The sequence below is a fragment of the Amycolatopsis sp. NBC_00348 genome (assembly GCF_036114655.1).
GTDB lineage: Bacteria > Actinomycetota > Actinomycetes > Mycobacteriales > Pseudonocardiaceae > Amycolatopsis.
Map to the genome: position 1 here is coordinate 3,045,337 of NZ_CP107994.1, position 11,959 is coordinate 3,057,295.

Genomic DNA, 11,959 nt, shown 5'->3' on the forward strand with positions numbered 1-11,959 from the left:
GTCAGTCCCCCAGCGTCCAGGTCGCCCAGCGCTCGGTGAGCGCGGAGCGGCCCTTGAGACCGAGCTTGCGGTACACCTTCGTCAGCCGCAGCTCGACCGTGCGCAGCGCGATCGAGAGCTCCCGGGCGATCTCGCGGTTCGGCAGCCCGCGCGCGGCGAGCGCGGCGACGTCCTGTTCGGCGGGCGAGAGCACCTCCGGCCGGCGCGGCTCGAACCGGCGTCCCGGCGGCAGCACGGGTTCGGGCACCGGCTCGGCCGGCCGCCGCTGTGCGGGCACGCTGCGCCGCAGTTCGGCGACCGCGCGTTCGCGCAGGGCGTCGAAGGCCCCGTCGGTGCCCCAGTAGCCGGCCAGCGACAGTTCCTCGGCCGAGAGCGCCGCGGCCGCCGCGCCGTCGCCGAGGCTGCGCAACGCGAAGCCGGCGATCGTGCGCCACGGGCACAGCATCGGGTTGACCCACTGCCGGGACCGCAGGATCCGGCCGCACTCGCGGGCCGCGGCGAGGGCGGCCTCCAGCTCGTCGGCGGCCAGGGCCAGCTCGGCCCGCGCGTACAGGAGGAACGCCTGCCCCGCGGTGTGCTCGCCGCCGCGCGGAAGCGGTTCGGCGGCGAGCCGGCGGGCGCGTTCGGTCCGGCCCAGCTTGAGGTGCGCGGAGATCTCGACGGCGAGGTAGGCCGGGACGAGCGCGGGGTGCCAGCACCGGACCGGCAGCTCCCGCCCGGCGGCGGTGAGGTCGTGGAGGGCGTCGTCGGGCCGGTTGCGCCGCAGGTTCACGACGGCCCGGTGCAGCAGCGCCTGCGCGGCGGCGGCCTTGGCGGCCCGGCGCCGGGCCGCGGCGGCGACGGCGGTGAGCCCTTCGGCGGCGGACTCCAGTTCGTCGCAGCACAACAAGGCCCGGCAGGCGGCGATCCGCGGCATGAGCGGCGCGTCCTCACGCACGATGAGAGCCTGCTCGGCCAGGTCGAGCGCCCGGCGGCGGTCCTCGCCCCGGGTCGCGAGCCACCAGGCTTCGGCCCCGGCTTCGGCGGGACCGCCGGGCCGGGCGGTCCAGAGGAGCGGCGCGACGGGCATGACCGGGTCCACCGCGGCTTCCTCCTCGGCGATCCGGCCGAGGGCGACCAGGTCCGAGTCCACAGTGGACGAGACGGGGGCGTCCACCACGTCACTTTCCACAGTGGACACCAACGCGCGGCCGCGTAGCTCCGCCACCGCGCGCCGGGTCGTCTCGACGTCGCCGCGGGCCAGGAGGAGGTCGGCCGCCGTCACGGCCGCGGGCAACGTGCTCAGTCCGGGTTCGGCCAGGATCCTGCGCAGCCGCCCGTCCGCCGCCTCGGGGTCCCGCGTCACCTCCATCGACGCCAGGCGCAGCAGCAACGCCGCGCGCTCCGCCGGTTCCAGCGGCTCCAGCAGCACCCGGCGCAGCGCGTCGGCCGCCGCCGACGTGCGGCCCTGCAGGAACCACTGCTCCGCCGCCTCCACCAGGACCGTCCGCGCCCACGGCTCCCCCACCGCCGGCGCCGCGCAGAGCAGGTCGGCCGCCACCGTCGCGCCGGCGCCGGTGCCGTGCGCCAGCTCCGCCGCCCGCCGGTGCAGGTCGCCGCGGGCGTCGGCGTCCAGCTCCGCCAGCACTTCCGCCGCCAGGTGCGGTTCGGCGGGCCGCCCGGCCGCCACCAGGCCGCTCGCCACGAGCGGTTCCAGCGCACCGGCGACCGCGGTCTCCGGCAGGCCGGCCAGCCGGCCCGCGAGCACGACGTCCGATGTGGACACCGACATCGCCCGCAGCAGCGCCAGCGCGTCGGCCGGCAGACCGCGCCGGACGCGGGCGGCGCGCGCCGACGTCACCGCGCGCCCGATCCGCACCAGGTGGGGTACCTGCTCGGGCTCGGGCGGGCGCCCGTCGGCGCTCCAGCGCGTCACGATCTCGCGCAGCACCGCGGGCCGGCCGGCCGCGATGCTCAGCGCCGCCGTGGTGAACGCCGCCCCGCCCGGGGCCCCCGGGATCTCCCGCAGCAACGCCGCGGTCTCCGCCTCGGTCAGCGGCGGCAGGTCCAGTTGGCTACCCGGGCCGTCGCCGAGGTAGCGGGCCAGCGGGCCGTGCGCGGCCGCGACCAGCAGGATCGGGCCGGGCCGGACGGCCATCGCCGCGAAGCACCGCAGCGACCAGGCGTCGGCCCACTGGAGGTCGTCGATCGCCAGCACCAGCGGCCCGTCGGCGGCCAGCTCCGCGAACACGTCGCACAGCAGCGGCACGGTGGCGTCGCACGGGCCGGCGAAGCACCCGGTCGCCAGGTCCGCGAACCGCGCCGGCGAGTGCAGGGCGGCGACCAGCTGCGACGCCGTGCTGAACGGGATCCCGGTCTCCACCGGCGAGCACGACGCCAGGCCGGCGACGGCGCCGCGTTCGCGGGCGGTGGCGAGCACGTGGCGCAGCAGGGCCGTGCGGCCGGTCCCGGCGGCACCCGAGACGCCGGCCCGGGCGGGACGGCCCGCGAAGAGGCCGTCGACGAGGTCGTCGAGCAGGGCGAGCTGGCGCTCCCGGCCGATCAACCGCCCGGCCGGGCGGTGGTGTCCGGAGTTGATCACGGACAGTGGCCGGTGGTACGGCACGGACGACCTCCCTCGGCGCGACGACGGGCGCTCGGACTGGTGGATCCACCAGGGAGGCTAGCTCCGCACTACGGCATCCGCCGACGCCGTGGCCGCCGGACGGGCATTTCCGTCCCCCTTGGCCATTCCGGGTGGCACAAGCGGGCAATGCGTGACGGCGGGTAAGGGATACCGTGGCTCACCAGGTGCGCAGGGCCTCCGCGAGATCCGCCCGGCCCTTGATGCCCAGCTTGCGGTAGACGCTGGTCAGGTGCACCTCGACGGTGCGCTGGGTGAGGAACAGCGACTCGGCGATCTCCCGGTTGGTCGCGCCGGTCGCGGCCCGCTCGGCGACCCGCCGCTCGCTGCCGCTCAGTGCGTCCGCCGGCGAGTCGGTCCCGCTGCGCATCCGCCCGCCCGCCTCGGTCAGCGCCGGCAGCGCCAGCCCGAGCTGCTGCCTGTCCCGGCTGAGCACGGACAGGTCGATCGAGCGGCGCAGCCGTTCCCGCGCGCCCTCGGTGTCGCCCCGGCGCAGCAGCCGTCGGCCCAGCAGGTATTCGGCCTTCGCGAGCTCCAGCTTGGCGGGCGAGCCGGCCAGCACGTCGGCGGCCGCCGACAGCCGCTCGATCGCCGCGTCGCCGTCGGCCAGCACCCCGCGGCCGGTCTCCAGCATGCCGAGGGCCCGCGTGGTGCCCCAGCGGCGGACCGCCGGCTCGACCTCGTCGAGCACGGCCACGCCCTCGGCCACCCGGCCGAGGCCCGCCAGCAGCTCGGCCGAGTCGTACCACCACGGCGCCAGCACCGGGTTGCCGATGCCGCTGCCGCGCAGGCTGTCCCCGCATGTACGCAGCACGGTCAGCGCGCCTTCGACGTCGCCCTGCGCCGCCCGCGCCCGGGCCCGGGCCATCAGGAACCAGTGGTACTCCAGGGTGAACTCCGACAGCCGCGGCCGGGTCACCGTGTCCAGCACCTCCTCGGCGCGGACCGGGTCACCTTGGCGGACCAGCATCGCGCCGAGCGCCGCCTGCGGCATGGAGACACCCGGGGCCCACCGCTCCTGCGTGACGACGTCGAACGAGTACTGCGCGTCCGACAGCCCTTCCGCGAGGTTCCCGGTGAACTCGTGCATCAGCGCGCGGGTGCTCGCGCCGAGGGCGTAGGTCCACGCCTCACCACGGCTCTGGGCGTGGTTGAGCAGCTCGTTGATCGCGGTCAGCGCCGGCTCGCCGTGGTCACCGAGGTAGAGCGAGAGGACGGCGCCCAGCACGGCCCAGCCGCCGGGGGCGACGTCGCCGATCAGCAGGACCCGGCTCGCCTGGTCGGCCACTTCGGCCGCCGGCCGGCCCTGCAGCGTGCCCAGCGACGAGAGCATGCCGAGCAGCTGGCGTTCCTCGGCGGTGTCGCCGGCCGGCGGCGTGACGTCGCGCAGCCGCGCGCTGACCCGGGGCACGCCGGACTTCTCGTCGAGGCCCGAGAGCAGCAGCGCGGACTCGAGCAGCATCCGCAGGGCCCGGTCGGCGGGCGACGGGTCCGGACCACCGGCCGCGACCAGGGCGTCCAGCGCCTCTTCGCCCAGCGCGTAGGCCCGCTGGGAGTTCTGCGCGGCCAGCGAGATCATCGTGTACTGCATGACGACCGGCACCCGGCGGCGCGGATCGGTCACCAGGCCCAGCACCCGCTCCAGGTGCCGCAGGGACGACGCCGGGTCCAGCTGCCCCTGCACCCGGGACAGGTGCACCAGCACGGCGACGTCGTCCTCGTCGGCCCGCAGCGCGCGGGTCAGGTACCGGGCGGCGGCCGAGGGCGCGCCCCGGCCCTCGGCCGAGACGGCGGCGTCACGCAGCACGTTGACCATCCACGGCTGCGGCACCGAGTCGAGCAGCAGCAGGTGGACGGCGACCTCCTCGGCGGGCCGGCCGCGGTCGTTGAGCAGGACGGCCGCGCGTTCCCGCAGCCGGGCCAGCTCGGCGGGCGGCACGGAGTCCAGCACCGCGGTGCGGATCAGGTCGTGCGCGTAGTCCAGGCGGTCCGGCGCCAGCAGCTCGCCGGCGCGCAGGGCCCGCACGGCGCCGCTCGCCGGGCCGGGCTGGGTCCCGGCGAGCGCGGCGATCGTCTCCAGGTCTTCGCCGCTCAGCACGGCGATCGCGCGCGCCACGGCGAACGCGCCTTCCGGCAGCCGGTCCAGCAACGGCCGCGCCACGACCTCGCGGCCGATCCTTTCGAGCAGCGCGACGCGTTCGGCACCCGGTGTCCCCTCGTCCCGGACCCGGCTGACAACCCGGTCGAGCAGGAACGGATTCCCGCCGGTGAGGTCGAGGACGCGGGCGGCGAAGACCGGGTCCGGCGCCGCGCCGAACGCCGACTCCAGGACGTCGGCGACGGCGTCCGGGGACAGCGGCGCCAGGTCGACCGTCAGGCAGCTCAGGGCCGCGCCGATCTCGCCGAGCACCTCCGGGACGGGTTCGTCCGGTCCGGTCCGCTGGGTCATCAGCACCAGCAGCGGCAGGTCTTCCGCGCGGCGCAGCAGGAACCCCAGCCACCGCAGCGACGTCTCGTCGCACCACTGGACGTCGTCGAGCGCGAGCACCACGAGGCCGCGGGCGGCCAGGCCGGCGGTGAGCCAGTGCAGGCCGTGCATCACGGAGTAGGTGTCGGCGCTGCCCTGACCCTCGCCCAGCGCGGGCACGAGGGCCGGCAGCGCCAGCCGGGCGCTGCCGGTGAGCAGGTCGGCCGCGGCGGCGCCGGCCGGCTGCAGCGGCTCGAACAGCGCCCGGACGGCTTCGTAGGCCGCGACCCCGCTGTCCGGGCAGGCCACCGTGAGCACGGTGGCGGCGATCCCGTCGAGCTCGTCGAGCGCGGCGGCGAGCAGCTTCGTCTTGCCGATCCCCGCGGGCCCGCGCAGCAGGACGGCCTGCCCCGCGCCGACGGCGGCGGCCCGGGCCCGGTCGGCGAGCAGCCGGACCTCCCACTCCCGGCCGGCCAGTTCTGTCCCGGGCAAGGCCCGGAGGCCGCTGCGTAGGGCCACGGATCTCCAGTCTCAGCTGCGATGCGGGGTTTCCGGCGCGGTGCCGGGCGGTGGGTCGCACCGCCTTGCGCTCGCGTACCGGCGCTCGGGACACCGCCGTCGCGGCCGGCACCGAACAGGGCCGAAACCCTTCGATCACCTTACTGGCCGGGCCTCGGGATCCGGTCACCCCGCCCGCGTCCGGGTGAGGTGACAGGATGCGGCGGTGTCTTCCCTGGCTTCCCTCCCGCTCGACGGCGTCACCGTCGTCTCCTGCGAGCAGGCGGTCGCGGCGCCGCTGGCCACGCGGCACCTGGCCGACCTCGGCGCGCGGGTGCTCAAGATCGAGCGGCCGGGCAGCGGCGACTTCGCGCGGGCCTACGACGAGACCGTCCGCGGGCTTTCGAGCCACTTCGTCTGGCTGAACCGGTCGAAGGAGAGCGTCACGCTCGACCTGAAGCACGAGGCCGCGCCCGAGGTGATGGGCCGGCTGATCGACGGCGCCGACGTCTTCGTGCAGAACTTCGCCCCCGGCGTCGCCGAGCGGCTCGGGCTCGGCGCCGCCGCGTTGCGGGCGTCACGGCCGGGGCTGATCACGTGCTCGATCTCGGGGTACGGCTCGACCGGCCCGTACCGCGACGCGAAGGCGTACGACCTGCTGATCCAGTCCGAAGCCGGGCTGGTGTCGGTGACCGGCACGGCGGACGAGCCGGCGAAGAGCGGCATCCCGGCGGCCGACATCGGCGCCGGGATGTACGCCTACTCCGGGATCCTGTCGGCGTTGTTCCACCGTGAACGCACCGGCGAGGGCACCGAGCTGGAGGTGAGCCTGTTCGACGCGCTGATCGAGTGGATGGGTTTCCCGCTCTACTACACGGGTTTCGGCGGCACCCCGCCCCCGCGAGCGGGCACGAGCCACCCCGCGATCGCGCCGTACGGCACGTTCTCCGCCGGCGACGGCACGCAGCTGGTGCTGGCCGTGCAGAACGACCGGGAGTGGGCCGCCTTCTGCCGGCACGCGGTCGGCCGTCCCGAGTGGACGTCCGACGAGCGGTTCGCCACGGGCAGCGCGCGCGTCGCCCACCGGGCCGAGCTGGAACGGGAGATCGGCGCCGTCTTCGCCACGCTGACCGGCGAGGAGCTGGCGGCGCGGCTGAGCGAGGGCCGGATCGCGCACGCCCGCCGCCGTGAGCTGCCGGAGGTCCTGGAGCACCCGCAGCTGACCGAGCGCGACCGGTTCGCCGAGGTCGGCTCGCCGGTGGGACCGCTGCGGATGACGCTGCCGCCGGTGACGGTGCCCGGCCGCCCGCCGCGCCTCGACCCGATCCCGGCGCTGGGCGAACACACGGACGCGGTGCTCACGGAGTTCGGCTTCGACGCCGCGGACCTGCGACGGCGCGGCTTGTCGTGAGTGGTTAGGGCGGTTCTAACCGCCCTGACCACTCACGACAAGCCGCGGCAGACCACCCAGGCGGGCTTTCCCGGTGCTCGGGTCAGGCGGTGGCCGCCAGTTCTTCCAGGCGGCGGCCGTCCGGCTTGCCGTTGCGGTTGAGCGGGAAGCTGTCGACGACGACCACCCGGTTGGGGACCTCGTACGGCGGCAGGATCCGGGCCATCCGCTCGCGCCAGTACGCCGGGGCGTGGCCGGCCTCGTCCTCGACGAAGGCGACCAGGCGGCTGCCGTGGCGCTCGTCCGGGACCGCGACGACCTTCGCGCAGCAGCCCGCCTCCGCGACGCGCGCCTCGATCATGTCCGGGTACAGCGTGTAGCCCATCCGGTGGACCGCGCGCTTGCGGCCCAGGACGTGGAGGTTGCCGGCGCCGTCGAGCAGACCGAAGTCGCCGGTGCGGAACCAGCCGCCCGGCTCCGGTGCCACCTCGCCGGCGTCGTCCAGCACCCCGGTCGGCAGGTCGGGGGTGCGCACGAGCAGCTCGCCCACCTCGCCGGGCGCGACCGCGACGTCGGAGTCGTCGACGACGCGGACGTGCACCCCGCGGACCGGGCGGCCGGTGGCGACCGGGTTGCCGGGCACGGCGAAGGAGATGTTGCCGAGCTCCGTGCTGCCGTAGCCGTCCAGCAGGGGCTTTCCGAACTCCGCGCGGTACTCCGCGACCAGCCGGTGGTTCAGCGGCGCCGCGCCGACGCACAGCATCCGCGCCCGCTGCAGCGCGGCCCGCAGGACCGGCCGCTGCCGGGTGATGTTCAGCATGCTGCGGTAGGTCGAGGGCGCGGCGTCGAGCACGGTAGCGCCGCGCAGCCCGGCCAGGCCGAGCGCGTGGTCGAGCCGGCGGTAGGGCACGACCACCAGCGAGCAGCGCACCAGCCAGGCGAGCAGCACGATCGACAGGCCGTACTGGTGGGAGAACGGCAGGAACGGCGCGAGGACGTCGGAACGCGTGTAGCCGAGGGTGTCCGCGGTGCGCCGGAGGTTGGCGAGGAACACGGCGCCGGACTTCACGACCACCTTCGGCCGCCCGGTCGACCCCGAGGACGACATGAGCAGCCCGTCGGGCAGCGCGGCCCACGCACCGGCGTCGACACCGCCCGGCACCGGCCGGGCGGCCGCGGCCAGCTCCGGCAGCAGGATCGCCGGGACCGGGGCGACGCTCGCCGCCGCGGCGGCGTCGTCCACCAGGCACGCCTTGACCTTCGCACGGCTGAGGACGTCGCAGGTGGCCGCCGGGCTGTCCCGGTGGTCGATCAGCACGATCGACGCGCCGAGGTGGACCAGGGCCAGCACCGCCGTGACGTAGCCGATCGAGTTGTCCGCCTTGAGCAGCACGCGATCGCCGCGCCCGAGGCCCCGCGCGGTCAGTTCGGCCGCGATCCCCGCGGCGTCCGCCTCGAGCTCGTCGAGGGTGTACGCGGCGTCGGTCCCGCAGATGGTGGCCATGGCCCGCCCCTTCGTCGCCGGCAAGCTCCTGGCCCGAGTCTCGCCGATGGGGTTCAAGGATTTGTCCAGTACCGGCCGGACGGGTGGCGAGGTGTGGGCATCGCACTAGATTTTCCGCCCGGTGCTGGGCAGCCGCCGAGAGTCCGCGATCCACTGGGTCTCCCGTGCGCGGGCAGGGAGACGGAGAAGGGGTACCGGCACATGCGGATGGCTGAGCTGAGCACGGAGTCGGGGGTGCCGGTCGCGACCGTCAAGTACTACCTGCGTGAGGGCCTGCTGCCCGCGGGGCGCCGGATCGGGCCGAACCAGGCGCAGTACTCCGACGAGCACCTCCGGCGGCTCCGGCTCGTCTGCGCGCTCCGCGAGATCGGCGGCCTTTCGCTGGCCGAAGTGGCCGCCGTGCTGGCCGCGCTCGACTCCGGCCACGCCTCCCCCGTCGTGCTGGGCGTCGCCCAGGACGGCCGGGTCAGCACGCGCCCGACCGGCGAGGCCGCCCGGGCGTGGGCGCTGGACCGGGTCCGGGCCCTGCTGGGCGAGCACGACGGCGGCACCGTGGACGCCGCCGATCCCAGCATCGCGAACCTCGTGACCGTCCTGGCCACGTTCCACGCTCTCGGCCACAGCGCCGTCACCGGCAAGCTCGCCGACTACGCCGCGCTGGCCCGGGCGACCGCCGAGGTCGACGCCGGGCTGATCGCGGACGTCGGGCCCGCCCGCCGGCCCGCCGAGACGGCGTTGATCACCACCCTGCTCGGGGAACGGCTCTTCGCCGGGCTCCGCCACCTCGCGCTCGTGAACGTGGTCCGGGCGGAAACCGCGGAGGCCTGACTCGCGCCAGGCCTCCGCGGTCTTTCCTCAGCGCGCCTTCCGGGTCAGCGGGTGCCGGCCCGCGTACACGGCGGTGCTGCCGAGGTCTTCTTCGATCCGCAGCAGCTGGTTGTACTTGGCCGTGCGGTCGGCGCGGGAGAGCGAACCCGTCTTGATCTGGCCGCAGTCGACGGCGACCGCGAGGTCCGCGATGGTGGTGTCCTCGGTCTCGCCGGACCGGTGCGAGAGCACGACGCCGTAGCCGGCCTGGTAGGCGACCTCGACGGCCTCCAGCGTCTCGGTGAGCGTGCCGATCTGGTTGACCTTGACCAGGATCGCGTTGCCGACGCCGTTTTCGATGCCGTGCTTCAGCAGCTCCACGTTGGTGCAGAAGACGTCGTCGCCGACGAGCTGGCAGCGCTCCCCCAGCGCGCGCGTGACGAGCTGCCAGCCGGCGATGTCGTCCTGGGCCATGGCGTCCTCGATCGACGCGATCGGGTACCGGTCGACGAGCCCGGCCAGGTAGTCGACGTGCTCCTCGGCCGAGCGCTTCCGCCCTTCGCCGCGGTAGTGGTAGACGCCCTCCTCGTAGAACTCCGACGCCGCGAGGTCGAGCATCAGCACGACGTCGTCGCCCGCCACGTAGCCGGCCTTCTCGACGGCGCGGACCACGAAGTCGAGTGCCTCGTCGGCCGAGCCGAGCTGCGGGGCGAAGCCGCCCTCGTCGCCGACGTTGGTGTTGTGCCCGGCGTCGCGGAGGATCTTGCGCAGCGTGTGGAAGATCTCCGAGCCGATCCGGACGGCGTCGGCGAAGTTCGTCGCGCCGACCGGGGCGATCATGAACTCCTGGTAGTCGATCCCGTTGTCGGCGTGGGCGCCGCCGTTGACGATGTTCATCATCGGCGTCGGCAGCAGGTGCGCGTCGGCGCCGCCGAGGTGGCGGTAGAGCGGCAGCACGTGGGTCTGGGCGGCCGCCTTCGCGGCGGCCAGCGAGACGCCGAGGATGGCGTTCGCGCCGAGGCGGGCCTTGTTCGCCGTGCCGTCGAGCTCGATCATCGCGCGGTCGACGGCGGCCTGGTCGTCGGCGTCGAGGCCGATGACCGCGCCGGCGAGCTCGCCGTTCACGGCCGCGACCGCGCCGGTCACGCCCTTGCCCAGGTACCGGTGCGGGTCGCCGTCGCGCAGCTCGACCGCCTCCCGGGTGCCCGTCGACGCGCCCGAGGGCACCGCCGCGCGCCCGAACGAGCCGTCGGCCAGCTCGACGTCGACCTCGACGGTCGGATTGCCCCGGCTGTCCAGGATCTCCCGGCCCGTGACTTGGACGATGGCAGTCATTTCACTCCTCGGCGGCGGGTGCCCACGACTTCGGCGCACCCTGGGATTCGGTTACGGGAAGGTCGTCGTCGACACCACTCGCACCCGGCGGGCGCGACTTCGTCGTCGCCGGCCGCCGAGCCGACCCGTTGTACCGCGTCCCCCACTGGGGAAAACCCCAGCGATGGGTCACAGCGGCCCGGCGCGCACCGGCCGTCACGCTATGTTCGACGGGTTCCCCAGCCGGAGATCGAGAGGACCTGACCGATGCCCATCGCGACCCCCGAGGTCTACGCGGAGATGCTGGATCGGGCCAAGGCGAACGAGTTCGCCTACCCCGCCATCAACGTGACCTCGTCCGAAACCGTGAACGCCGCCATCCGCGGCTTCGCCGAAGCGGAGAGCGACGGGATCATCCAGTTCTCCACCGGCGGCGCCGAGTTCGCCTCCGGCCAAAAAGTCAAGGACATGGTCGTCGGCTCCGTCGCCCTCGCCGAGTTCGCGCAGGTCGTCGCCGCCCGCTACGACGTCAACGTCGCCCTGCACACCGACCACTGCCCCAAGGACAAACTCGACGGGTTCGTCCGGCCGCTGATCGAGATCTCCGCCGAACGCGTCAAGAACGGCCAGAACCCGCTGTTCCAGTCCCACATGTGGGACGGCTCCGCGATCGACCTCGACGAGAACCTCGTCATCGCGCAGGAGCTGCTGGCCAAGACCGCGGCCGCGAACATCATCCTCGAGGTGGAGATCGGCGTCGTCGGCGGCGAAGAGGACGGTGTCGAGGCGGAGATCAACGAGAAGCTCTACACCGCCGAAGGCGACTTCCTGAAGACCATCGACGCGCTCGGGTCCGGCGAGAACGGCCGCTACCTGCTCGCCGCCACGTTCGGGAACGTGCACGGCGTGTACAAGCCGGGCAACGTCAAGCTGCGCCCGGACGTGCTCAAGGGCGGTCAGGAAGCCGCGTCGAAGAAGCTCGGCCTCGACGCCGGGTCGAAGCCCTTCGAGCTGGTCTTCCACGGCGGCTCCGGGTCGCTGCCGGAAGAAATCCGCGAAGCCGTCTCCTACGGCGTGGTGAAGATGAACGTGGACACCGACACGCAGTACGCATTCACCCGCCCGATCGTGGACCACTTCTTCAAGAACTACGACGGCGTCCTGAAGATCGACGGCGAGGTCGGCAACAAGAAGTTCTACGACCCCCGCTCCTACCTCAAGGCTGCTGAGGGTGGCATGGCCGCCCGGATCGTGGAGGCCTGCCAGGCCCTGGGCTCGGCCGGCACCAAGCTCAAGTAGGACCACAACGACGAAGGGGCGGCACTTTCACGTGAAAGTGCCGCCCCTTCGCGTGTG

The 11,959-nt window shown here is 74.3% G+C and carries 7 protein-coding genes; 3 read left to right on the forward strand and 4 right to left on the reverse strand.

Features of this window, described 5'->3' with window-relative positions:
• Position 1 precedes the first annotated feature (1 nt).
• Together OHS58_RS13420 and OHS58_RS13425 are read right to left on the reverse strand one after the other, a co-directional pair.
• Positions 2-2,605, reverse strand: coding sequence for an AAA family ATPase (locus OHS58_RS13420; protein ID WP_328648427.1), 2,604 nt, complete (start codon positions 2,603-2,605; stop codon positions 2-4).
• A gap of 178 nt (positions 2,606-2,783) precedes the next feature.
• A complete protein-coding gene (locus OHS58_RS13425; protein ID WP_326949542.1) occupies positions 2,784-5,609 on the reverse strand; it encodes an ATP-binding protein in 2,826 nt (941 codons plus the stop codon).
• A gap of 214 nt (positions 5,610-5,823) precedes the next feature.
• Here OHS58_RS13425 and OHS58_RS13430 point away from each other — a divergent pair, with 214 nt between their 5' ends.
• A complete protein-coding gene (locus tag OHS58_RS13430) occupies positions 5,824-6,999 on the forward strand; it encodes a CaiB/BaiF CoA transferase family protein (RefSeq protein WP_328649804.1) in 1,176 nt (391 codons plus the stop codon).
• Between the two features lie 82 nt (positions 7,000-7,081).
• Here the strand turns inward: OHS58_RS13430 and OHS58_RS13435 are convergent, their stop codons facing one another.
• The gene (locus tag OHS58_RS13435) at positions 7,082-8,482 is read right to left on the reverse strand and encodes a class I adenylate-forming enzyme family protein (protein WP_328648428.1); all 1,401 of its coding nucleotides are present in this window, start codon (positions 8,480-8,482) and stop codon (positions 7,082-7,084) included.
• A gap of 201 nt (positions 8,483-8,683) precedes the next feature.
• On the opposite strand from OHS58_RS13435, the gene OHS58_RS13440 reads away from it, so the two are divergent.
• A complete protein-coding gene (locus OHS58_RS13440; protein ID WP_326953353.1) occupies positions 8,684-9,310 on the forward strand; it encodes a MerR family transcriptional regulator in 627 nt (208 codons plus the stop codon).
• Positions 9,311-9,337: 27 nt separating this feature from the next.
• Here the strand turns inward: OHS58_RS13440 and eno are convergent, their stop codons facing one another.
• The gene (gene eno, locus OHS58_RS13445; RefSeq protein WP_328648429.1) at positions 9,338-10,624 is read right to left on the reverse strand and encodes a phosphopyruvate hydratase; all 1,287 of its coding nucleotides are present in this window, start codon (positions 10,622-10,624) and stop codon (positions 9,338-9,340) included.
• Positions 10,625-10,870: 246 nt separating this feature from the next.
• On the opposite strand from eno, the gene fbaA reads away from it, so the two are divergent.
• Positions 10,871-11,902: a class II fructose-bisphosphate aldolase gene (fbaA, locus tag OHS58_RS13450; protein WP_326945215.1), complete on the forward strand. Its 1,032-nt coding sequence runs from the start codon at positions 10,871-10,873 to the stop codon at positions 11,900-11,902.
• Positions 11,903-11,959 lie beyond the last annotated feature (57 nt).